The 21,669-nt window shown below is 68.4% G+C and carries 20 protein-coding genes; 13 read left to right on the top strand and 7 right to left on the bottom strand.

What is annotated here, in order from left to right; translation table 11 throughout:
* The first annotated feature begins 166 nt into the window (after nucleotides 1-166).
* On the top strand, nucleotides 167-592 hold the full coding sequence (locus ACSUZC_RS03780) for an HIT family protein (protein WP_439031589.1): 426 nt from the start codon (nucleotides 167-169) through the stop codon (nucleotides 590-592).
* Here the strand turns inward: ACSUZC_RS03780 and ACSUZC_RS03785 are convergent, their stop codons facing one another.
* Nucleotides 593-2,710, bottom strand: a complete 2,118-nt coding sequence (locus ACSUZC_RS03785; RefSeq protein ID WP_439031590.1) for a RecQ family ATP-dependent DNA helicase — start codon at nucleotides 2,708-2,710, stop codon at nucleotides 593-595.
* Nucleotides 2,711-2,844: 134 nt separating this feature from the next.
* Here ACSUZC_RS03785 and ACSUZC_RS03790 point away from each other — a divergent pair, with 134 nt between their 5' ends.
* From ACSUZC_RS03790 to purD, 4 genes are all read left to right on the top strand, one after another.
* Nucleotides 2,845-4,110 carry a glycosyltransferase gene (locus ACSUZC_RS03790; protein WP_439031591.1) on the top strand — a complete coding sequence of 422 codons (1,266 nt, stop codon included), beginning with the start codon at nucleotides 2,845-2,847 and terminating at the stop codon, nucleotides 4,108-4,110.
* The gene (locus ACSUZC_RS03795; RefSeq protein ID WP_439031592.1) at nucleotides 4,107-6,203 is read left to right on the top strand and encodes an ArnT family glycosyltransferase; all 2,097 of its coding nucleotides are present in this window, start codon (nucleotides 4,107-4,109) and stop codon (nucleotides 6,201-6,203) included. The genes ACSUZC_RS03790 and ACSUZC_RS03795 overlap by 4 nt, the downstream gene beginning before the upstream one ends.
* A gap of 194 nt (nucleotides 6,204-6,397) precedes the next feature.
* Nucleotides 6,398-7,606: a low temperature requirement protein A gene (locus tag ACSUZC_RS03800; RefSeq protein ID WP_439032985.1), complete on the top strand. Its 1,209-nt coding sequence runs from the start codon at nucleotides 6,398-6,400 to the stop codon at nucleotides 7,604-7,606.
* A 62-nt stretch (nucleotides 7,607-7,668) separates the two neighbouring features.
* Nucleotides 7,669-8,922: a phosphoribosylamine--glycine ligase gene (gene purD / locus ACSUZC_RS03805; protein WP_439031593.1), complete on the top strand. Its 1,254-nt coding sequence runs from the start codon at nucleotides 7,669-7,671 to the stop codon at nucleotides 8,920-8,922.
* A 71-nt stretch (nucleotides 8,923-8,993) separates the two neighbouring features.
* Here the strand turns inward: purD and ACSUZC_RS03810 are convergent, their stop codons facing one another.
* The 3 genes from ACSUZC_RS03810 to ACSUZC_RS03820 all read right to left on the bottom strand — a co-directional run bounded on the left by ACSUZC_RS03810 (nucleotide 8,994) and on the right by ACSUZC_RS03820 (nucleotide 11,473).
* Nucleotides 8,994-9,962 carry an alpha/beta hydrolase gene (locus ACSUZC_RS03810; RefSeq protein ID WP_439031594.1) on the bottom strand — a complete coding sequence of 323 codons (969 nt, stop codon included), beginning with the start codon at nucleotides 9,960-9,962 and terminating at the stop codon, nucleotides 8,994-8,996.
* Between the two features lie 179 nt (nucleotides 9,963-10,141).
* Nucleotides 10,142-10,627, bottom strand: a complete 486-nt coding sequence (locus ACSUZC_RS03815) for a nucleoside deaminase (RefSeq protein WP_439031595.1) — start codon at nucleotides 10,625-10,627, stop codon at nucleotides 10,142-10,144.
* A gap of 39 nt (nucleotides 10,628-10,666) precedes the next feature.
* Complete coding sequence (locus ACSUZC_RS03820) at nucleotides 10,667-11,473, bottom strand: DUF6882 domain-containing protein (RefSeq protein ID WP_439031596.1); 807 nt, start codon at nucleotides 11,471-11,473, stop codon at nucleotides 10,667-10,669.
* Between the two features lie 181 nt (nucleotides 11,474-11,654).
* Here ACSUZC_RS03820 and ACSUZC_RS03825 point away from each other — a divergent pair, with 181 nt between their 5' ends.
* From ACSUZC_RS03825 to purB, 3 genes are all read left to right on the top strand, one after another.
* Nucleotides 11,655-12,248, top strand: a complete 594-nt coding sequence (locus tag ACSUZC_RS03825; protein ID WP_238423359.1) for a TetR/AcrR family transcriptional regulator — start codon at nucleotides 11,655-11,657, stop codon at nucleotides 12,246-12,248.
* Between the two features lie 104 nt (nucleotides 12,249-12,352).
* Nucleotides 12,353-12,829: a hypothetical protein gene (locus ACSUZC_RS03830; RefSeq protein WP_439031597.1), complete on the top strand. Its 477-nt coding sequence runs from the start codon at nucleotides 12,353-12,355 to the stop codon at nucleotides 12,827-12,829.
* Between the two features lie 73 nt (nucleotides 12,830-12,902).
* The gene (gene purB / locus ACSUZC_RS03835; RefSeq protein ID WP_439031598.1) at nucleotides 12,903-14,330 is read left to right on the top strand and encodes an adenylosuccinate lyase; all 1,428 of its coding nucleotides are present in this window, start codon (nucleotides 12,903-12,905) and stop codon (nucleotides 14,328-14,330) included.
* Nucleotides 14,331-14,471: 141 nt separating this feature from the next.
* On the opposite strand, the gene ACSUZC_RS03840 is transcribed toward purB, so the two are convergent.
* On the bottom strand, nucleotides 14,472-14,753 hold the full coding sequence (locus ACSUZC_RS03840) for a SelT/SelW/SelH family protein (RefSeq protein WP_439031599.1): 282 nt from the start codon (nucleotides 14,751-14,753) through the stop codon (nucleotides 14,472-14,474).
* A 91-nt stretch (nucleotides 14,754-14,844) separates the two neighbouring features.
* On the opposite strand from ACSUZC_RS03840, the gene ACSUZC_RS03845 reads away from it, so the two are divergent.
* Together ACSUZC_RS03845 and ACSUZC_RS03850 are read left to right on the top strand one after the other, a co-directional pair.
* A complete protein-coding gene (locus tag ACSUZC_RS03845; protein WP_439031600.1) occupies nucleotides 14,845-15,744 on the top strand; it encodes a phosphoribosylaminoimidazolesuccinocarboxamide synthase in 900 nt (299 codons plus the stop codon).
* Nucleotides 15,741-17,885 (top strand): S9 family peptidase, encoded by a 2,145-nt coding sequence (locus ACSUZC_RS03850; protein ID WP_439031601.1) that lies wholly within the window; start codon nucleotides 15,741-15,743, stop codon nucleotides 17,883-17,885. The genes ACSUZC_RS03845 and ACSUZC_RS03850 overlap by 4 nt, the downstream gene beginning before the upstream one ends.
* Nucleotides 17,886-17,973: 88 nt before the next feature.
* Here the strand turns inward: ACSUZC_RS03850 and ACSUZC_RS03855 are convergent, their stop codons facing one another.
* Nucleotides 17,974-19,521, bottom strand: a complete 1,548-nt coding sequence (locus tag ACSUZC_RS03855; RefSeq protein WP_439031602.1) for a DHA2 family efflux MFS transporter permease subunit — start codon at nucleotides 19,519-19,521, stop codon at nucleotides 17,974-17,976.
* On the bottom strand, nucleotides 19,518-20,006 hold the full coding sequence (locus ACSUZC_RS03860; RefSeq protein WP_439031603.1) for a MarR family winged helix-turn-helix transcriptional regulator: 489 nt from the start codon (nucleotides 20,004-20,006) through the stop codon (nucleotides 19,518-19,520). Before ACSUZC_RS03860 ends, ACSUZC_RS03855 begins: the two co-directional genes overlap by 4 nt.
* Nucleotides 20,007-20,149: 143 nt before the next feature.
* On the opposite strand from ACSUZC_RS03860, the gene ACSUZC_RS03865 reads away from it, so the two are divergent.
* The 3 genes from ACSUZC_RS03865 to purQ all read left to right on the top strand — a co-directional run bounded on the left by ACSUZC_RS03865 (nucleotide 20,150) and on the right by purQ (nucleotide 21,659).
* On the top strand, nucleotides 20,150-20,632 hold the full coding sequence (locus ACSUZC_RS03865) for a glutathione peroxidase (RefSeq protein ID WP_439031604.1): 483 nt from the start codon (nucleotides 20,150-20,152) through the stop codon (nucleotides 20,630-20,632).
* Between the two features lie 97 nt (nucleotides 20,633-20,729).
* Entirely contained in the window at nucleotides 20,730-20,969 is a 240-nt protein-coding gene (gene purS, locus ACSUZC_RS03870) for a phosphoribosylformylglycinamidine synthase subunit PurS (protein WP_004020746.1), read from the top strand.
* Nucleotides 20,970-20,978: 9 nt separating this feature from the next.
* Entirely contained in the window at nucleotides 20,979-21,659 is a 681-nt protein-coding gene (gene purQ, locus ACSUZC_RS03875; protein WP_238423327.1) for a phosphoribosylformylglycinamidine synthase subunit PurQ, read from the top strand.
* The last annotated feature ends 10 nt before the right edge of the window (nucleotides 21,660-21,669 follow it).

Genomic DNA, 21,669 nt, shown 5'->3' on the forward strand with positions numbered 1-21,669 from the left:
GTCGCTGGATCCGACGCCGGATCGAACGCCGCGTCCCGATCGGGAAGTATCTGGCCCACTCACACCGAAAGGATGTCATGGACCTCCGACACCCCCGGGCGCAACACTCGCGGGCTCGGCATCGCAGACGGTCGGGCGCGCGGGTTCACCCCCTAGACTCGGACCCATGGCATCGGTTTTCAGCATGATCATCAACGGCGATCTTCCCGGTCGATTCGTCTGGAAGGACGGTCAGGCAGTCGCTTTCCTCACCATCGAGCCGGTCACCCCCGGGCACGTCCTCGTGGTGCCGCGTAACGAGGTCGACCACTGGGAGCAGATGGATGCCGCCGCATTCGCACATCTAGGCGAGGTCGCCCAGAACGTGGGCCGCGCGGTCAAGGATGCGTTCGACGCCCCCCGCATGGGCCTGCTGATCGCCGGTCTCGAGGTGCCGCATGTGCACGTCCATGTCTTCCCGGCGCTCTCGCTCGAGACCTTCGACCTCGCCAACGCGAACAAGAACGTCAGCCCCGAGGACCTCGACGCCGCGGCCGAGAAGATCCGCGCCAGCCTGCGCTCGCTGGGCTACGGCGAGTACGTCTCCGACTGATCAGACCGTCCGGTGGATCAACAGCGGTAGGACCGCGGTCGCGCCGGCCTCGCGGAGCGCGGCGGCGGCCAGCGTGATCGGCCACCCGGAACCGTTGGCGTCGACCACGAGCATCACGTTGCGGCCCGCGACCTCCGGCGGATCGCCGAGGTGGTCGCGCCAGTAGGCTGCCTCGACGGCTCCCGTCGCATCGGCGGGCGGATCCCCGATACGCACCGGGAAGATGCTGCCCTCACGCTTGCCGACGGCTCGCAGATGCTCGGCCAGGGTCTCGGCCAGCGTGGTACCGGTGAGCCGGAGCGACACGATGAGGTCCGCGCGCACGCCCGTCTCGCGGACCCACGCCGACAGCGTCGCGACTGCGGCGTCGCCGAGTTCGGCCAGCGCCCGCTCGTCTCCGTTTCGGGCCGCGGCGAGCACCTCCACCCACTCGGGCGCGTCGGCGTGTGCGAGCACCCGGCCGGGGGCGGCGAGCAGGTCGGCGGGAATCCTTCCGCGACGGCCGAAGTCGCCGCCGGGCCACATCTTGCGAGGTTCGAGGGTCTGTGCGCTCCGGCGCAGTGTGGAGGTCACCGTGCGGACGATCTCGTCGTCCACGGCCCCGGTGAGTCCCTCGCTCAGCGTCCCCCGACAAACCGAGCACCGGCCGCAGTCCGCCGCCTGCGGATCGTCGAGTGACTCGGTCAGCAACCGCATGAGGCAGGTGCGTCCCGCGATGTAGGACCGCATGATGTCGGCTTCGCGACGGCGGACGGCCAGCACGCCGTCGTAGTGCTCGGCGTCGTAGGTCCAGGGTGTGCCCGTGGCGACCCAGCCATCGGGGGTGCGGTCGGTGACCCCGTCCACCGCAAGCTGTTTGAGCATCAGCTCGATGCGGGTGCGCCGGAATCGCGTGGCCGCCTCGAGTTGCACCACCGACTGCGGCTCGTCCGCGGCATCCAGTGCGGCGAGCAGATCGCGCATCTTGTCCGGGTCGGGGATCGTCGCGGTGGCGAAGTGGTCCCAGATGCGGTCGTCGGTCTGCGAGGCCAGGAGCATGACGACGGCGTCGTCGAGCGCGCGTCCGGCACGACCGACCTGCTGATAGTAGGAGACCGGTGACGGCGGCGAACCGACGTGCACGACGAAACCGAGATCGGGCTTGTCGTAACCCATCCCGAGTGCCGACGTCGCGACCAGCGCCTTCACCTCGTTGCGCAACAACGCATCCTCGAGTTCGTGGCGGCGGTCGGCGTCGAGCTGCCCGGTGTACGCGGCGACGGGTGATGCGTCCCCGTGGACGGCCCGGATGGCCTCCACGAGACGGTCCGCGTCGGCGACGGTGAGGACGTAGACGATGCCCGAACCGGGGAGCTGCGGGAGGGACTGTGCGACCCACGCGTAACGCTGCACGGGGGACAACCCGTCGAGCACGTTGAGATGCAACGACTTTCGTGCGAGCGGCCCGCGCAGTACGAGGGTCGGCCCGGAGGTGCTGCCGGCGTCGAGCTGCGCGGCGACGTCCTCGGTGACGCGGGCGTTGGCGGTCGCGGTGGTCGCGAGGACCGGGGTGGTGGGGTTGACCGTGCGCAGCACGTCGGCGACCCGGCGGTAGTCCGGCCGGAAGTCGTGGCCCCAGTCGGAGACGGCGTGCGCCTCGTCGATCACGAGCAAGCCGAGGCTGCCGGCCAGCGCGTCGAGGACACGACGGCCGAATCCCGGGTTGGCGAGCCGTTCCGGCGACACGAGCAGGACGTCGAGGTCGCCCGCTCGCAGCTGCGCCTCGATGGCTGACCATTCGTCGACGTTGGACGAGTTCAGCGTGGCAGCCGACAGTCCACCGCGCCCGGCCGCGGCGACCTGATCGCGCATCAGCGACAGCAGCGGCGACACGATCAGGGTCGGGCCACCCCCGCCGGCGCGGATGATCGCGGTCGCGCTCCAGTAGACCGCCGATTTGCCCCATCCGGTCGCCTGGACGACGAGCACCCGGGCGCCCGTCGCCGCAGCGTCGGGCGTCGCGGCCAGCGCGGTGACCGCGCGGAGCTGGTCCTCGCGCAATCTGGCACCGTCGCCGGCCAGGCTGGTGATGACACGGTTGGCGACGGTCAGCTGGTCGGGAGCGAGGGTGGCGGTCATGCGGCCCAATGTAGTGGCGACCACGGACACCGAGGTCAGGCCGTCCACACGCGCCGCTCCCGAGCGCAACCGCTCACAGGAACCTGGCAGCGTGCACGCAGGGTGGCCCGAGTTCTGGATTCCACTGTGATCGCATGATCCCAGAAGCACCGCCGGGCCGGACGGCGCAGATGTACACACTCGCCGACACCTCGACGTCGAATCCGGTCCTCGACATCGTCGTCCCCGTCTACAACGAACAGGCCGACATCGCCTCGTCGGTTCGGAGCCTGACCGACCACCTACGACTGCACGTGCCGTACCCGTCGCGGGTCACCATCGCCGACAACGCCAGCACCGATGACACGCTCGCCATCGCCGTCGCGCTCGCCGCAGAGATCGACGGCATCCGTGTGGTCCATCTCGAGGCGAAAGGGCGGGGTCGCGCGCTGAACGCGGTGTGGCGGGCCAGCGACGCCGAGATCGTCGCCTATTGCGACGTGGACCTCTCGACCGACCTCAACGCCCTGATGCCGCTGATCGCGCCGTTGGTGTCGGGGCATTCCGACATCGCCATCGGTACCCGCCTCAATCGGTCGTCCCGGGTGATCCGCGGACCCAAACGCGAGTTCATCTCCCGCTCGTACAACCTGATGCTCCGTACCGCGATGGGCGCCAGATTCTCCGATGCCCAGTGCGGTTTCAAGGCGATGCGCACCGACATCGCCCGCGAACTGTTGCCCTTCGTCGCCGACACGGGCTGGTTCTTCGACACCGAACTGCTCGTGCTGGCCGAGCAGATCGGCCTGCGCATCGCCGAGGTGCCCGTCGACTGGATCGACGATCCCGACAGCACCGTCGACATCGTGCCGACCGCGATCGCGGATCTGAAAGGCTGTGCGCGAGTGGGCCTCGCCCTCGCGATGGGACGGTTGCCGATCGCGCAGCTGCGGGCTTCCATCGGCCGCGACCGTGCCGCCGGACCGCAGATCGACGGCGTGCCCCATGGTCTGGTCGGTCAGCTCGCACGTTTCTGTGTGGTGGGGCTGGCGTCGACGCTCGCGTACGCGGTGTTGTTCCTGGCCCTGCACGCCTTCCTGGGAGCCCAGATCTCCAATGTCGTCGCGCTCGGGATCACCGCAGTGCTCAACACCGCGGCCAACCGTCGGTTCAGCTTCGGCATCCGTGGCCGCGACAACGCGTTGCGGCACCAGCTGTTCGGGCTCGGGGTGTTCCTGTTCGGGTGGCTCGTCACGTCCGGAGCGCTGCTGGTCCTCCACTCGGTCGCGCCGGACGCGACCAAGCACATCGAACTGATGATCCTCGTGACCGCGAATCTGGTGGCGACGCTCACGCGGTTCGTCGGTCTTCGCTGGGTGTTCCGTAAGGCATCCGGCCCTACCGCGGAGGTTGCCGCATGAGCACGACAGTCACGCCGTCGCCGCCGGCGACATCACCCGGCCCGGCAGGATCGGACCTCCCGGAACCGAACCCGACGAGCTCACGGGCCCAATGGGTGTCGGTCGCCGCGCTGCTGCTCGGCACGGCCATCGCCTACCTGTGGAACCTGTCGATCAACGGGTGGGCGAACTCCTTCTACTCCGCGGCGATCCAGGCCGGATCGCAGTCGTGGAAGGCCTGGTTCTTCGGTTCGTCGGACATGGCGAACTCGATCACGGTGGACAAACCGCCCGCCTCGCTGTGGATTCCGGGCCTGAGCGCTCGCATCTTCGGCGTCAACTCCTGGTCGATCCTCGTTCCCGAGGCGCTCATGGGTGTCGCCTCGGTGGCCCTGCTCTACCTGATCACGCGAAAGTACCTGGGCCACTGGGCTGGAATACTCGCCGGAACCGTGCTGGCTGTCACCCCGGTCGCGGCGATGATGTTCCGCTTCGACAACCCCGAGGCACTGCTCATCCTGCTGATGGTCGCGGCGGTGTGGGCGATGATGAAGGGTCTCGAGGACGGTCGCTGGCGCTGGCTGGTGCTCACCGGGGTCTTCGTGGGCTTCGGCTTCCTGACCAAGCAGCTGCAGGTGATGTTGATCGTTCCGCCGCTGGCGGTGACCTACCTGGCGTTCGGTCCGCGCGGATGGGCGCGACGGATCGCGCAGTTGTTCGCCGCGCTCGGCGCCATGATCGTCAGTGCCGGCTGGTGGGTTCTTGCCGTCGAACTGTGGCCCGCCTCGTCGCGCCCGTACATCGGTGGCTCACAGAACAACTCGATCCTCGAACTGACTTTCGGCTACAACGGTCTCGGCCGGCTCAACGGCAACGAGACCGGAGCCGTCGTCCCCGGCGGTGGCGGAAACGCGATGGAGGGCATGGCCGGTGGACCGGGTGGCCCCGGCGGCGGTGGCGGCGCGTGGGGCGAAACCGGTTGGCTGCGGATGTTCGAACCCGCGCAGGGCGGGCAGACCGCCTGGCTCATCCCGACCGGACTCGTGCTGGCCGTCGTCGCGCTGGTGCTGATCGGCCGGGCCCGGCGTACGGATCCGCGGCGCGCCTACCTCGTCGTCTGGGGCCTGTGGCTGCTGGTGACGATGGCTGTGTTCAGTTTCATGGCCGGGATCTTCCACCAGTACTACACGGCGGCACTCGCTCCCGCGGTGGCCGCGGTGGTCGCCGGGGGTGCGACGGTGTGCTGGTCGCATCGCGATCGGCTGTGGGTGCGGACTGCGCTGGGGATCTCGGTGGCGATCACTGCGATCTGGGGTTTCGTCCTGCTGAATCGGACACCCGACTTCGTGCCCTGGCTGCGGTTCGCCGTACTGGCCGTGGGGTTGGTGGCCGCGATCGCGATGGTGTTCGCGAACCGGCGGAGCATCGCGGCAGTTGCGCTGATAGGCGCCATCGCCGCGGGTCTGGCAGGCCCCGTGGCCTACACCGTGGACACCATCGCCACCGAGAAGAGCGGATCGATCGTCACCGCGGGTCCCCGCGTCGAGGGTGAGTTCGGGCCGGGTGGAGCCGGTGGACCGGGTGGTCGGGGCGGCCCGTTCGGCGGACCCGGCGGTCCCGGTGGACAGGGCGGTCCCGGCCGGCAACAGCAGGGAATGCCCGGGAGCGCGCCCGGGGTCGGGGGTCCGGGCGGCAGCATCAGCCGCGGCGGTGACGGGGCCGGCGGTTTGCTCCGCGGCTCGACGCCGTCGCAGGCCATGGTCGACAAGCTCACCGCGAATGCCGACGACTACACCTGGGTCGCGGCGGCCGTGGGCTCGCAGTCCGCGTCGGGCTACCAACTGGAGACCGGATACTCGGTCATGCCGATCGGCGGCTTCAACGGCAGCGACCCCTCGCCGACGCTGACCGAATTCCAGGAGCTCGTCGCCGCGAGAAAGATCCACTACTTCATCGGCGGTGGCGGTATGGGTGGCGGAGGTATGGGTGGCGACGGTATGGGTGGCGACTCGTCCGACCCGTCGTCGCAGATCAGCAGCTGGGTGCAGGAGAACTACACCGCGGTCACCGTCGACGGAGTGACCATGTACGACCTGACCCGACCCGTCGGCTGACAGAGTCTTCCGTCCTCGACGGGAGGCGGTTCGAACGACAGGGGGACGTGCACCCGGCACGTCCCCCTTGTCGCGCTCGGGTGGGCACGCTCTACAGTCGCGATGTGACAACGGGCGACGATCCCACGACACCATTCGACCGCGGCACCGGTTCGGCCACCCGATCCCGCCCGCCTCGATCCCGCATCCGGCCGATGACCGGTCGCGATCCGCACCAGGACGGTCGCGTCGCCACCGGCCTCGAGTTGTTCTACGACCTGGTCTTCGTCGTGGGCTTCTCCGTGGCGACGACCCTGGCCGGCCACCAGTTCGCGGAGGGCCACTACGCGGCGACCTTCATCGGCTTCTTCCTGTGCACCTTCTCGGCCATCTGGGCGTGGATCAACTTCGCGTGGTTCGCGTCCGCGTTCGACACCGACGACTGGGTCTTCCGCGTCGTCACCCTGATCCAGATGATCGGCGTCGCCATCATCGCGGTGGGCATGCCCGCGGTGTTCACCTCCGTCGCCGCAGGCGGCGACATCGACAACCGGGTCCTGGTGCTCGGCTACATCGTGATGCGCGTCGGCATGGTGATCCAGTGGTTGAGGGCGGCGTCGCAGAGCGAACGGCACCGTCGTGCCTGTCTGGTCTACGCGGGCGCCACCGTGCTCGCGCAGGTGTGGTGGGTGATCGTGCTGGTCGCCGACATGCCGCTGGTGATGACCGTCTGCGGCATGCTCATCGGTGTCCTGATCGAGATGATGGGGCCCTACATCGCCGAGACCCGGACCGGGCGGACGCCCTGGCACGCACATCACATCGCCGAGCGATACGGCCTCCTGACGATCGTCACCCTCGGCGAGGGGGTGGTCGGCGTCGTCGCGCTCCTGGGGGCGCAGGTCGCCGGATTCGGGTGGACGTTCGAGACTGCGCTCCTCGGCTTCACGACGATGACCGCCACGTTCGCGATGTGGTGGATCTACAGCGTGATCCCCAGCGGCGAGGTGCTGCACGCCCACCGGGAGAAGGCGTTCCCGTGGGGGTACGGGCACATCGTGCTGTTCATGTCGGCCGTCGGTGTGGGGGTGGGGCTGCACGTCGCGGCGCTCTACCTCGAGCACCACGCCAGCGTCTCCGACGAGGTGGTCGTCGCCAGTGTCGTCGCGCCGCTGGCGGTCTACTGCCTCGGTATCGTCGTGCTGACCGGTTACCTGCTCGGATTCGACCCCACCAGCGTGGTCCAGGCGGTCGCGGTCGTCGGTGTCCTCGCGTCGGCGATGATCCTGTGCACGGTGGGTGTGTCGGTGATCGTGGCGATCGCGATAGCCACCCTCGCGCCGGTGGCCATGGTCGTCGTCGACGAGGTGGTCGGTGCGCGGCGCCGGGACCGCGCCCTCGTGGGCCTGGGTGACGCCGGCTGAGCGACGCTGCGCCGTCCGGCACCCCGGACCCCTTCGGAGGGCCACCGTTTAGAGTCATGGGCGTGCGCGTACTCGTGATCGGCTCGGGCGGCCGCGAACATGCCCTCCTCCTCGGCCTCCGGAACGATCCGTCGGTCACCGATCTGCATGTCGCCCCCGGTAACGCGGGAACCGCGGCGATCGCCACCAACCACGCCGTCGACGCCGTGTCGAGCGACGAGGTCGTGGCGCTCGCGCAGAAGCTCGGCGCCGATCTCGTCGTCATCGGGCCCGAGGTTCCGTTGGTCGTCGGCGTCGCCGATGCCCTGCGCGCCGCGGGTATCGCGACATTCGGCCCGAGTGCCGCGGCCGCACAGATCGAGGGGTCCAAGGCTTTCGCCAAGGACGTGATGAACGCGGCGGGTGTGAGGACCGCGCATGCCGAGGTCGTCGACAACCCGGGGCGTCTCGATGCCGCGCTCGACCGCTTCGGCCCCACCTGGGTCGTCAAGGACGACGGCCTCGCAGCAGGCAAGGGCGTGGTGGTGACGACCGATCGCGACGCCGCCCGCGACCACGCGGCCGAATGTCTCGAGAGCGGCCATCCCGTCCTGCTGGAGAGCTTCCTCGACGGGCCGGAGGTGTCGCTGTTCTGTCTCGTCGACGGGGAGACCGTCGTGCCACTGCTGCCCGCGCAGGATCACAAGCGCGTCGGCGACAACGATGCCGGGCCCAACACCGGTGGCATGGGTGCCTATACCCCGTTGCCCTGGCTCCCGGATGAGATGACCGGGCGTATCGTCGACGAGGTCGTGAAACCCGTTGCCGCCGAGATGGTTCGGCGAGGAATTCCGTTCTCCGGGTTGCTGTACGCCGGTCTGGCGATCGGGCAGGACGGACCGGCCGTCGTCGAATTCAACTGCCGCTTCGGCGATCCCGAGACCCAGGCGGTCCTCGCGCTCCTCGAGTCCCCGCTCGGCCGGGCGTTGCACGCGACGGCAACCGGAACCCTCGCCGACCTGCCGCCACTCGAATGGCGGCAGGGTGCCGCCGTCACCGTCGTGGTGGCCGCCGAGTACTACCCCGGCAAGCCGCGCACCGGCGACGTCATCACCGGTGCCGAGGCCACGGGTGTGCTGCACGCCGGGACCGCACGCAACACCGACGGCGCGATCGTCTCCGCCGGCGGACGTGTACTCGCCGTGGTCGGCACGGGCGCCGACCTCGCCGAGGCCCGCGAACAGGCCTACGCGCGCATCGAGAAGATCAAACTCCCCGGTTCACACTTCCGCACCGACATCGGCCGGAACGCCCTCGAAGGTCGCATCAGCATCTGAGCCGCTCACCGGATCCGTTCCCGCTCACCGAAATCCGGTGAGCGGGAACGGAATCAGTGAGCGAACGTGGGTCAGACCGCGAGATTGCGGCCGAGGAACTCGACCTGCTCGGGCAGGACGCTGCGCCAGTACCGGTTGGTGTGACCGCCCGCCGCGGTACCGAAGGCGGCCGGGGGACGCAGGCCCGCGGCCCACTGGCGGGTGTAGGTGTAGAACTGGTCGCTCGAACCGATGTTGATCAGGAGCGGGATCTTCGCGAACTTCGGCTGTGCACCGAACAGCGAGTTGGCCTGGTAGTCGGCGAGGCTGTCGAAGGCGCGCGGCGGGAAGTTGCGCGGATCGGCCCACATCGCCGGCGAGCTCACCGCGACCGCCGCGACGCGCGGGGACCCCAGCATGGCGGCGAGCCGTAGGGCGCCGTAACCGCCCATCGACCATCCGAACAGACCGATCCGGTCGGTGGACAGGTTGAGGTCGGGGTTGCTCGCGAGCATCGGCAGGAATTCGTCGAGCACCATCGCGCCGCCGTCCGTGCCATCGGTGCGCCGGTGGTAGTAGTTGCGGCCGATGTCGGCGGCGGCGAGGGCAAACGGCGCGTTGCCGGCGTCGACGTACTGCTGCATCACCGTCTGCATCTCGAGCTTCGGTCCGAAGATCGATTTCTCGTTGGTGTTCAGCGCGTGCAGGACGACGACGACGGGGAGCCTGCCCGTGACCCCGTTCGGCCGGGCGACAGCCCAGCGCGTGTCGCGGCCACCCATCCGCGCGGAACGGAAGCTCCCGGTGACCAGGGGTGGGCCACTCGTGACGGGTGGCGGGGACGCCTCGACGGGCAGTTCGTCGTCCGCACGGCCCTCGATGTTGCGGGCCTGCACCGAGGTCGGCGGAGCCGAATCGGCGCACGCCGCGACCCCGAGGGCCGTCGCCCCGAGTCCGGCTGCGAGCACGGCACGACGTCCGACGCGGGCAGCGGTGTAGTGCCCGGGTCGGGCGGAGGTGCGCTCGTCGGTGTCGCGGGGGTGGGTTGGCACGTCGGTCATCGAGTCAACAGGGTAATCGCCGACCCCCGCTCCGTGGCAACGTCACGTTCGCGGGCGCGCCTGTATCTGAGAGATCTGTCTCATTCCCGCCCTCGGTGGGGTCTGTTCGGAGGACACCGAGCGTGTACTCGATGCGCTGCGCGAGATGCGTATTGGTGACTCCGCGGCGGTGGTCCGCGTCAGGAGCCGGGGTGCCAGAACCCGGCGTGGACCTCGCGCGCCGCGTCGAGCGGGTACGGGCCGCGCACGGTGATACTCCGAGTCCCCGCCTCGAAGACCTGCCGGCACGGCATCGCCAGCGTGGGGTTGGCCGGGTCGTCGCCGGTCATCGACCGCAACTCGTCCTCGCCGAGCGCGTACACCACGGTTCCGATGCCCGCCCAGTAGATCGCCCCGGCGCACATCGCGCAGGGTTCGGTGCTGGTGTACAGCGTGAATGCGGACAGTTCGGCCGGATCCAGATGGCCGACGGCCCGGACGACGTTGGTCTCGGCATGACCGGTGGGGTCTCGATCGGTGTCGACGGAGTTCCGACCCTCCGCGACGACGGAGCCGTCCGGCGCGGCCACCAGTGCTCCGAACGGATGGTCGCCTCGGGCACGGGCCTGCGCGGCGAGCTCGATCGCCCGGACGAGGAGGGGGATGTCGCCATCGGTGGTCGGCATCTCCCGATGGTCGCACGCGGACGGGTCGCCGGTGGCGGGTCAGGCCCGGTCCGCGAGGTCGCAGTGGAAGTCGACGGGACGGGCGCGGCGGTCGAACTCGACGTGCGCGACGGAGATGCCGTCGGTGACATCGCAGATCGGGGACCGGCCGCCGTCGGTGCCGGCTCGCCAGTTGATGTGCCAGCCCTGCCGCGCGGCCATGCCGTGGATGGCGACCCGATGATCGTTGACCGCAAGTGATCTCATCATCGACGGCATTCTGGTCGCGAAGTCGGCGAAGCTCGGCTCGGGCAGGACGATGTCGTCGAGCAGGAACACCGCGAGGTCCCCGCCCCGACCGGTGTCCCCGGTATCGCTGTCGTCCCCGTCGGTCCTCTCGTCCCCCTCGTCGAGGCGTGCCGTGCAGTAGGGACTGATGCCGGTGCTCTCGACGGCCGCGGCGGCGACGACGTCGACGGCCTCGGTGCGCCGGTCCGCGGTTTCGTCGCGAGACAGCTTCGGCGGCAACTCGATTCGCGGGACGGCGAAGTCGTCGATGCCGAACCGGGCGCCCGCCTCCCGCAAGGCGGAAGCGGGTCCGGACGGATCCCCGCGGGGATGGGCCCAGCCCCACACGATCGCCGCGGGCTCGATCACCGCGATGAGTGTGGCGCGCGCCCGCACGACGCGACGACCGGCCGGCCCGGTGGTGTCGAGGGATGTGAAGTCGACCGTCCGCGCGGTCGGGTCGCACCGGACGGCGAACGTGCCGAGGCGTTCGCGGAGGAAGTCGGCGAACGCGACCTGCCGCAGGCAGGTGTAGAGCGCCGCGTAATCGGCGACAGCGTGGAGGCCGTCGAACTGCATGCGCTCACGTTAACCGGGGGCGGGACCGGCCAAACCCCGTGTCCGACGTCCGACTGACGTCCGCGATCGAATCGCGACCCCGCCGAGGATGGCCGGTACTTATACGGGAATACGACTGCGGGCGCGCTGCTTTCGTAAAAGCAATACGGCGGTACCGACCCTTTGGCAGCATGAACACATGATGACGTCGGCGGCGACACCCAAGGGTGCGCGTCGGCGGTCCCGCTTGATCGAGGCCGCCGGCGAGTTGCTGCTCGAGGGCGGCTTCGACGCCGTGCGTCATCGCGCGGTCGCCGAACGGGCGCAACTCCCGCTGGCGTCGACGACCTACTATTTCGGTTCGCTCGACGACCTGATGGCCGAGGCTGCCGCCAATCTGTGCAGCCATGACGAAATCGCAGTCGCCGCGCGCTGCAACGCTCTTCCGCGTCGGCACAGGGGCAGCAGCGCCACGGCGAGTGCTCTGGCGGACGTCTTCGTGGGATCGGACACGACGATCCAGCAGCTGTCCGCCAGGTACGAGATGATCGCACTCGCCGCCCGCTATCCGCGTCTGCGTGAGGTCGTCGCGGTCCGCGGACAGTCGCTCGCGCTCCACCACTGCGAGGTGCTCGTCAAGTCGCATCGCGTGGCCGACCCCGTCCACATCGCCCAGCTGATCGGCATCGAGGACGGCGCCATCGTCGGTGCCCTGGGACAGACGGCGGTCCGGCCCGTCGACGCGGTGCGCGACGCCCTGCTCGACGTCGTCGACGTCTTGGCCCCGCGAGAGTGAAAGGCTCGCGACCGACGACCCCGGAAAGCTCCCGAAAGAGCCGCACGAGGCGACGGTCGATGACACGATGGGGCGTCAGGTCACCATTCGGCGGAGGGGATCGGATGCCGGCGAACAAGCAATTCGTGGACAGCGCGTCGGTGGCGCGGAGCGGTCGCGGGGGATCGGTGCCTCGTCGACGACGGCGGGCCGGGATCGTCACGGCTCTCGGCGTACCGGTTCTCGTTGCGCTGGGTCTCGTCGGGACGGCGCTCGCGCCCTCGGCCCACGCGGCCCCGGCCGGCCGCGTCGATGCATCCGCGGCGTTCTCGTCGGCCGTCTACGGCACCGGGTGCACGTATCCGCTCACGATGCCGGTCAACTCGTCGGGGTGGGTCGAGTTCTACGAGGTCAGGGCCGGTGTGCCACCGCGGTTGGTCGGGCGGGACCTACCGCAGGGTGCGCTGGCGTCGACCACCTGGGTGCCCCATCGCATCGGCGACAAGTATCTGTACGCGGTGCAGAACGGCAAGGTCTCGCCGCCGACGTTCGTCCGCGTCCGCCAGGGATACGGCTCCAACGGCACGTGCATCGCCTTCTGAGTTCAGCCGTGGCAGGAACGTGGACCCTTCGCCGATTTTGAGGATCTGATCGACGGCCACCTACACTGGGCGGGTGTCGAAGCCCGCCATTGCCAACGTCCTGGCCAGCCGCTATGCCTCCGCCGAGCTCACTGAGCTGTGGTCGGCGAGCACCAAGATCGAACTCGAACGGCAGCTGTGGATCGCGGTGCTCAAGGCCCAGCGGGACCTCGGCATCGACGTCCCGGCCGACGCCATCGCCGACTACGAACGCGTGGTCGGGCAGGTCGACCTCGCCTCGATCGCCGACCGTGAGCGGGTCACCCGCCACGACGTGAAGGCGCGCATCGAGGAGTTCAACGCCCTCGCCGGACACGAGCAGATCCACAAGGGCATGACCAGCCGCGATCTCACCGAGAACGTGGAGCAGCTGCAGATCCTGCGGTCGCTCGAGCACGTCCACGCCCACGGTGTCGCGGTGTTGGCTCGGATCGTCGCCCGCGCCGCGGACTACTCCTCGGTCGTGATGGCCGGCCGCAGCCACAACGTCGCCGCCCAGGCCACCACTCTGGGCAAGCGATTCGCTTCCGCCGCCGACGAACTCATGATCGCGCTCACCCGATTGCGCGACCTCATCGACCGCTACCCGCTGCGCGGGATCAAGGGACCGATGGGGACCTCGCAGGACATGCTCGACCTCCTCGGCGGCGACGCGGTCAAGCTCGCCGACCTGGAGTCGCGCGTCGCCGACCACCTCGGCTTCGCCCGCTCCTTCACGTCGGTGGGCCAGATCTACCCGCGCTCACTCGATCACGACGTCGTCTCGGCACTGGTGCAGGTCGCTGCCGCGCCGTCGTCGCTGGCGCACACCATCCGGCTGATGGCCGGTCACGAACTGGTGACCGAGGGCTTCCAGCCCGGTCAGGTGGGCAGTTCGGCGATGCCGCACAAGATGAACACCCGCAGCTGCGAGCGTGTCAACGGACTCGCCGTGGTTCTGCGCGGCTACGGGTCGATGGCAGCGGAGTTGGCCGGCGCCCAGTGGAACGAGGGCGACGTGTTCTGTTCGGTGGTGCGTCGCGTCGCGCTCCCCGACGCGTTCTTCGCGATCGACGGGCTCATGGAGACCTTCTTGACGGTCCTCGACGAGTTCGGCGCCTACCCCGCGGTGATCGCCAATGAGCTCGACCGCTACCTGCCGTTCCTGGCGACCACCAAGGTCCTCATGGCTGCGGTGCGCGCGGGTGTCGGACGCGAGACCGCCCACGAGGCGATCAAGGAGAACGCCGTCGCGGTGGCGCTGGCGATGCGCGAGGAGGGACGCGAACCCGACCTCCTGGACCGCCTCGCCGCCGACGACCGCCTCCCGCTCGACCGTGTGCAGCTCGACGCGCTGCTCGCCGACAAGACCGCCTTCGTGGGAGCCGCCGAGCAGCAGGTCGCCGATGTCATCGCGGCTGCGGAGAAGATCATCGGGCAGTACCCCGACGCCGCCGGTTACGCGCCCGCGCCGATTCTCTAGCTCTCCGCAGACCCTTCGTGACGCCCCTCCGCAAGCTCCGGGGCTCCTCAGGGAGCAGCACTGCCCCGCTGCTCAGGGAGACGCGCCGCCCCGCCGAGCTGCTCAGGGAGCAGCGTCGTCCCGCTCCCTGAGGAGCGAGCGTCACGAAGGGTCGCCATGCCCCAGGTTCCAGTCCGGGAACGCGACATCGCGGACGCGTCGCTTGAGTTCGGCGGCGCCGGGGAACCCGCCGTCGCTCTTGCGTTCCCAGATCCGCGTCCTGTCCACGTCGATGACGAACACCCCGCCGGTGCCGGGGACCAGCGTGACCGAGCCGAGATCGGTGCCGAAGGTGTTGAGCAGCTCCGACGCCATCCACGACGCCCGCAGCAGCCAGTTGCACTGGGTGCAGTAGGTGATGGTGATGTGGGGCGGCGCATCCATCGGTCCAGGATGTCAGAGGTGCCCTGACGGCGCGCACCGCGGAAGGTCCCTGCCGCCCCGCGGGTGCGCCCCACCCTCTAGGGTCGAGTCCATGCGTCCTGAACTGCAGTCCTACCGCCATCTGGCGTCGGGGAAGGTCCGCGAGATCTACGAGATCGACGCCGACACCCTGCTGTTGGTGGCGTCCGACCGGATCTCCGCCTACGACCACGTCCTGAGTCCCGCGATCCCCGACAAGGGACGCATTCTCACGGCGATGAGCTTTTTCTGGTTCGACGAACTCGGTGTGCCCAACCACCTCGCGGGTGGCCCGGACGACGAGAGGATCCCGGCTCGCGTCGTCGGGCGTTCGATGGTGGTGCGCAGGCTGCCCATGGTGCAGGTCGAATGTGTCGCCCGTGGATACCTGACCGGCTCGGGTCTGCTCGACTACGAGGCTACCGGCGCCGTGTGCGGTGTCGAGCTCCCGGCGGGACTGACGGAGGCGAGCAGATTGCCCGAGCCCATCTTCACGCCGGCGACCAAGGCCGCCCAGGGCGAGCACGACGAGAACATCAGCTTCGAGCGGGTCGTCGAGCAGGAGGGTGAGGAGTTGGCACAGGCTCTGCGCGCGGCGACTCTCGACATCTACCGACGCGGCGCGGCGGTCGCGGCCGACCGTGGGATCATCCTCGCCGACACCAAATTCGAGTTCGGTCGCGGACCCGACGGGGGTCTCGTCCTCGCCGACGAGGTGCTCACCCCCGACTCGTCGCGCTACTGGGAAGCCGCGACCTACGAGGCGGGCACGGTGCAGCCGAGCTTCGACAAGCAGATCGTGCGGAACTGGCTGACCAGTGCGGAATCCGGGTGGGACAGGGCGTCCGACGAGGCTCCGCCGGAGTTGCCCGACGACGTCGTCGACCGCACCCGTCAGCGTTACATCGATGCCTACGAATGGATCTCGCAGAAGTCCTTTGCCGATTGGCCCGGCGCGGAGGTGGTCTCGTGACCGATGAGCGGACCGCGGCGACCCCGCCGGTAGCCAAGAAGGTGCCCACCGAGCGCACCCATCACGGCGACACCTTCGTCGACGAGTACGAATGGCTGCGCGACAAGGACGATCCGGAGGTGATCGCCTACCTCGAGGCGCAGAACGCGTTCACCGAGTCGCACACCGCCCAGCTGGCCGACCTGCGTAAGCAGATCTTCGCGGAGATCAAGAGCCGCACCAAGGAAACCGACATGTCGGTGCCCAACCGGCGCGGGCGGTTCTGGTACTACGGGCGTACCCATGAGGGCAAGCAGTATGCGACGTCCTGCCGGTGCCCCATCCGATCCGACGACGACTGGGTACCCCCGGAGGTCGGCGACGATCCGCTCCCCGGCGAGGAGATCCTGCTCGACGCCAATGTCGAGGCAGAGGGACACGACTTCTTCAGCCTGGGCGCGCTGACCGTCAGTGACGACGGCGACTGGCTCGCCTACAGCACCGACGTCGTCGGTGACGAGCGATACACGCTGCGCATCAAAGATCTTCGCACCGGTGAGCTGCTGCCGGACGAGGTTCCCGACACGTCGGGGAGTGCGGTGTGGTCGGCCGATGCCCGACACGTCTTCTACTCCACGGTCGACGCCGCGTGGCGTCCGGACACGGTGTGGCGCCACGACATCGGCGCCGGAACCGACGACGTGAAGGTCTTCCACGAGCCCGACGAGCGGTTCTGGGTCGGCATGGGCACCACCCGCAGCGACAAGTATCTCGTCATCGGGGTCGGATCGAAGATCACCTCGGAGAGCTACCTGCTCCCCGCCGACGATCCCACCGGCGAATTCGTCAGCGTCGCAACACGTGTGGACGGTGTGGAGTACAGCGTCGAGCATGCGGTCATCGGCGGTGACGACTACCTCGTCATCGTGCACAACGATGTCCGGGACGGGCAGAAGGCAGAGAACTTCGCCATCGACCTCGCACCCGTCGACGACCCGTCCGCCCGTCGCGAGCTCATCGCACACGACCCGCAGCGACGCATCGAGGACCTCGACGCCTTCGCCGACCACCTCGTCCTGTCCTACCGGCGGGATGCGCTGCCGCGCCTGGCGATCGCCGATCTACGGCAGGTCGACGGCATCCCGGCGGAGTCGGACTTCGTCGAGGTGGCTTTTGATCAGGAGTTGAGTTCGGCGGGCCTCGCGGCCAATCCGGAGTGGAGCGCTCCGAAGCTGCGGATCGGCTACGGCAGCTTCATCGAACCGGCCGAGTTGTTCGAACTCGACGTCGCCACCGGTGAACGGACGCTGCTCAAGCGTCAGCCCGTCCTCGGCGGTTACGATCCGGCCGACTACGTGCAGTCCCGTGAGTGGGCTGTTGCCGACGGCGGCACCCGCATCCCACTGTCGGTGGTGCGGCGCAAGGAGACCGACGCGGCCAGGCCTGCGCCCCTGTTGCTGTACGGCTACGGCTCCTACGAGGCGAGTATCGACCCGTACTTCTCGGTGGCCCGGTTGTCGATGCTCGATCGAGGCATGGTGTTCGTCCTCGCCCACATCCGCGGTGGCGGCGAGATGGGCCGCTACTGGTACGAGAACGGCAAGGAGCTCAGCAAGAAGAACACCTTCACCGACTTCGTCGCCGCGGGACGGCACCTCGTCGAATCAGGTTGGACGACACCGCAACAGATGGTCGCCGAAGGTGGTTCGGCCGGCGGGCTGCTGGTCGGCGCGGTGGCCAATCTGGCCCCGGAACTGTTCAACGGCATCCTCGCGTCGGTGCCGTTCGTCGACGCGCTGAACTCGATCCTCGATCCGTCGTTGCCGCTCACGGTCATCGAGTGGGACGAGTGGGGAGATCCGCTCCACGACCCGAAGGTTTACGAGTACATGAAGACCTACACGCCCTACGAGAACGTGGAGTCGAAGCCCTACCCGCCGATCCTCGCGCTGACCTCTCTGAACGACACCCGGGTGCTGTTCACCGAGGCTGCGAAATGGGTTGCGCGACTCCAGGACAAGTCGACGTCGGACAACCCGATCCTGCTGAAGACCGAGATGTCGGCCGGACACGGCGGCGTGAGCGGCCGATACAAGCAGTGGGAAGAGGTCGCCTTCGAGCTGGCGTGGATCCTCCAGCAGTCGGGCGCGCTCGAGAACTGACCTGACCCGTGTGCGACGAAGCCCCGTTCGACTTGGTCGAACGGGGCTTCGGGTTTCGACAAGCTCAACCAGCGGGGAGAGGGAGCGATCAGTGCATCATGATCGGACCGCGGTCCATGTCCTCTTCGGTGAGCGGCGACGCGATCTTCTTGCGGGGCAGGAAGAACGCAGGGATCAGCGTCAGGACGATCAGCACGACCGAGATCGTGAAGGTGTTGGAGAACACGTCCGCAGCGGTCTCGAAGAACGACTCCGGCAGCGGATTCGGCACGCCCGGCGGCAGCGGCGCGTCGGAGGTGTTCGCCATGATCGCGAGACCGGCCTCCGGCTTGCTCGCGAGGCTGCTGGCCAGGATCACCGAGATCACCGCTGTGCCGATCGACGTCGCCGACTGCTGGATGACGTTGAGCAACGTCGAACCGTCGGGCACCTGCTTGTTGCTGAGGGTGGCCAGTGCCGAGGACATGATCGGCATCATGGTCATGCCCATACCGAGCCCCTGGACGAACAGGGAACCGCAGATCAGCCAGTAGGAGGTGTCGGCGCCGAGGAACATGAACGTCCCGAGTCCCAGCACGATCAGGACGATGCCCGACAGCACGAACTTGCCCGGACCCACTTTGTCGGTGAGTCGTCCCGCGATGGGCATCGTCAGCATCGCGCCGATGCCCTGTGGGGCGAGGAGCAGACCCGCGGTCAGGGTGGACTCGCCGCGCACGCCGATGAAGTACTGCGGGAACAGCAGTGCCGCACCGAAGAAGGCGACCATGAACAGCACCATCGTCACGACGGCGACGCTCAGCGTCCGGTTGGCGAACAGCCGCAGATCGAGCAACGGATTCTTCTTGCGCAGGGCGTGGAAGATGAACGCGACGATCAGGATCGCGCCGATGATCGTCGGGATCAGAACCGAACCGGTGACGAAGGTGCGGTGTTCGGCGCTGGAAGAGATACCGAACAAGAACAGCGCCAGGCCCGGCGACAGCAGCAGCAATCCGACGACGTCGATCGACGGCCGGGTGGTCTCGGCGTCGTCACGCAGCACGATCCAGGAGAAGATCAGGGCGCCGATGCCGATCGGGACGTTGATCAGGAAGATCCAGTGCCAGCTCAGCTGCTCGATCAGGACGCCGCCCAGGATGGGACCCGAGATCGGGCCGAGCAGCATCGGGATACCGAGAACGGCCATGACCGAGCCGACCCGTTCGGGTCCGGCGGCCTTGGTCAGCATCATCATGCCGACCGGCATCAGCATGCCGCCGCCGAGTCCCTGGATCACGCGGAACAAGACCAGCATCCCGATGTTCGGCGCCAGCGCGCACAGCACCGATCCCAGGGTGAACAGCACCAGCGAGACGAGGTACACCCGCTTGGTGCCGAAACGCGATGCCGCCCAGCTCGACAGAGGGATGACAGCGGCGAGGGCGAGCGTGTAACCGGTCGCCGTCCAGGCGGCGCCTGCGGCGTCGGTGCCGAACTCCTGCTGGAAGGTGTTCTGCGCGACCGCGACCACGGTGACGTCGAGGATGGACATGATCGCGCCGAGCACGACCACGCCGGCGACCAGCAGGACGTGCCGGTCCAGCTTGGTGTCTGGTGGGCCTTCGTGCAGGTGGCCACCGGTGGATGAAGTCATTCGGGTGTTCCTATTCGATCGGGCAGACAGAAGTGGTCGACGGCGTCGTCGACGATCGGACGTAGTGCGGCGCAGAGCTCGTCACGCATGTCGGCCGGCAGGTTGGCGACGAAATGCCGGACGGTCTCGTGCTTCACGGCCAGGTGGGTCTCCAGGTAGCGCCGGCCCCCGTCGGTGAGGGAGATGCGCTTGACCCGACGGTCGGTCGGGTCCTCGCGACGGTCGGCCAGCCCGCCGCAGACCAGCTTGTCCACCGTCCGTCCGGCGGCGGCCAGCGACAGTTGGACCTGTTCGGCGATCGCGTTGACCGACATCGGTCCGGTGTGACAACCGAGGGCGGAGAGGATTCGCAACTGGGAGAACGTGATCTCCGTGGCTGCGAGGCTTTCCAGGGCCTCGGGCCGGCTCAGGTCGATGAGCCGGTCCAGGAATGTGTTGAGTGCCGACGACGCAGCGTTCACCGAGTCCTCGGCGCCTCTGCTCACTCCACACTCCCTGGGCACCCGGAAATGCTAACCCGAACGCAACTATTGCAGGAACGCAATTAAGGGTGACCTTGCGCATAGCCGACGAGTGCTGTGATGCCCGTCTCCCGCCGAGCCCTCGTCGGCCGTCTAATCTGGCGTTCATGGCCAACATCAAGGACATCCCGGTTTCTGCACTCGACGGCTCCGACGTCTCGCTGAACGACTTCGGCGGGCCGCTCCTCGTCGTGAACGTCGCCAGCAAGTGCGGACTGACCCCGCAGTACGCGGGCCTCGAAGAGCTCGCCAAGACATACGGTGACAAGGGCCTCACCGTCGTCGGAGTGCCCTGCAACCAGTTCATGGGGCAGGAACCGGGCACCGCCGAGGAGATCGCCACGTTCTGCTCGGCGACCTACGGTGTGACGTTTCCGCTGCTGGAGAAGACAGATGTCAACGGCGACGGTCGCCACCCGCTCTACGCCGAACTCACCCGGCACGCCGACGCCGACGGCGAGGCGGGCGACATCCAATGGAACTTCGAGAAGTTTCTCGTCAACGCCGACGGTGAGGTCGTCAACCGCTTCCGGCCGCGCACCGAGCCCACCGACCCGGCGGTCATCGCCGCCATCGAATCCGTGCTCTGAGGCGATTTGGCGCACCCGGTAAGCTGACCGGCGTGAACTGATCGGCGGAAGTACCGATCAGGCGACAACCGACCAGCAGACATTTGAGGAGCGGTCCATGGCGCGAGTGGTGGTCGACGTGATGCCCAAAGCCGAGATTCTCGACCCGCAGGGCCAGGCCATCGTCGGTGCCCTGGGCCGGCTCGGGTTCAGCGGCATCGGCGACGTCCGTCAGGGCAAGCGATTCGAACTCGAGGTCGACGACTCAGTCGACGACACGACGCTCGAGCGCATCGCCGAAGAGCTCCTGACCAACACGGTCATCGAGAACTTCAACGTGTCGCGCGTCGCGGAGTAGAGGGCAGCCATGACAGCACGTATCGGGGTCATCACCTTCCCCGGAACACTCGACGACGTCGACGCCGCACGCGCGGTCCGGCTCGCGGGTGCCGAGCCGGTCTCGCTGTGGCACGGCGACGCCGACCTCAAGGGCGTCGACGCGATCATCGTCCCGGGCGGTTTCTCCTACGGCGACTACCTCCGCGCGGGGGCCATCGCACGGTTCGCGCCCGTGATGGGTTCGGTCGTGGAGGCCGCGGGCAAGGGTATGCCGGTCCTGGGTATCTGCAACGGTTTCCAGGTGCTGTGCGAGGCCGGATTGCTGCCGGGTGCGCTGACCCGCAACGAGGGACTGCACTTCATCTGCCGTGACGAATGGCTGCGCGTGGAGTCCAACACCACCGCGTGGACGACCCGGTTCGAGCAGGGCGCGGAGATCCTGATCCCGCTGAAGTCCGGCGAGGGCCGTTACGTGGCGTCGCAGCGCAAGCTCGAGGAACTCGAAGGGGAGGGCCTGGTCGTGTTCCGGTTCCCGGAACGCAACCCCAACGGCTCGGCCCTCGAGATCGCCGGGATCTCCAGCCCGAACGGGCGGATCGTTGGGCTGATGCCGCACCCCGAGCACGCCACCGAGCCGCTCACCGGTCCGAGCGACGACGGTCTCGGGCTCTTCTACTCGGTGATCGACTCCGTTCTCGCCTCGGTGTGAGTACGCCGCG

Origin of the sequence: Gordonia terrae, assembly GCF_051789125.1 — a bacterium.
Lineage (GTDB): Bacteria > Actinomycetota > Actinomycetes > Mycobacteriales > Mycobacteriaceae > Gordonia > Gordonia terrae_A.

Coding starts and splice junctions, on each gene's coding strand:
- ACSUZC_RS03785 (WP_439031590.1), bottom strand. CDS start 2,710: ATGACCGCCACCCTCGCTCCCGACCAGCTGACCGTCGCCAACCGTGTC.
- ACSUZC_RS03855 (WP_439031602.1), bottom strand. CDS start 19,521: ATGACTTCATCCACCGGTGGCCACCTGCACGAAGGCCCACCAGACACC.
- ACSUZC_RS03810 (WP_439031594.1), bottom strand. CDS start 9,962: ATGACCGACGTGCCAACCCACCCCCGCGACACCGACGAGCGCACCTCC.
- ACSUZC_RS03795 (WP_439031592.1), top strand. CDS start 4,107: ATGAGCACGACAGTCACGCCGTCGCCGCCGGCGACATCACCCGGCCCG.
- ACSUZC_RS03780 (WP_439031589.1), top strand. CDS start 167: ATGGCATCGGTTTTCAGCATGATCATCAACGGCGATCTTCCCGGTCGA.
- ACSUZC_RS03840 (WP_439031599.1), bottom strand. CDS start 14,753: ATGGATGCGCCGCCCCACATCACCATCACCTACTGCACCCAGTGCAAC.
- ACSUZC_RS03825 (WP_238423359.1), top strand. CDS start 11,655: ATGACGTCGGCGGCGACACCCAAGGGTGCGCGTCGGCGGTCCCGCTTG.
- ACSUZC_RS03790 (WP_439031591.1), top strand. CDS start 2,845: ATGATCCCAGAAGCACCGCCGGGCCGGACGGCGCAGATGTACACACTC.
- purS (WP_004020746.1), top strand. CDS start 20,730: ATGGCGCGAGTGGTGGTCGACGTGATGCCCAAAGCCGAGATTCTCGAC.
- ACSUZC_RS03845 (WP_439031600.1), top strand. CDS start 14,845: ATGCGTCCTGAACTGCAGTCCTACCGCCATCTGGCGTCGGGGAAGGTC.
- ACSUZC_RS03820 (WP_439031596.1), bottom strand. CDS start 11,473: ATGCAGTTCGACGGCCTCCACGCTGTCGCCGATTACGCGGCGCTCTAC.
- ACSUZC_RS03865 (WP_439031604.1), top strand. CDS start 20,150: ATGGCCAACATCAAGGACATCCCGGTTTCTGCACTCGACGGCTCCGAC.
- ACSUZC_RS03815 (WP_439031595.1), bottom strand. CDS start 10,627: ATGCCGACCACCGATGGCGACATCCCCCTCCTCGTCCGGGCGATCGAG.
- ACSUZC_RS03830 (WP_439031597.1), top strand. CDS start 12,353: ATGCCGGCGAACAAGCAATTCGTGGACAGCGCGTCGGTGGCGCGGAGC.
- ACSUZC_RS03800 (WP_439032985.1), top strand. CDS start 6,398: ATGACCGGTCGCGATCCGCACCAGGACGGTCGCGTCGCCACCGGCCTC.
- purQ (WP_238423327.1), top strand. CDS start 20,979: ATGACAGCACGTATCGGGGTCATCACCTTCCCCGGAACACTCGACGAC.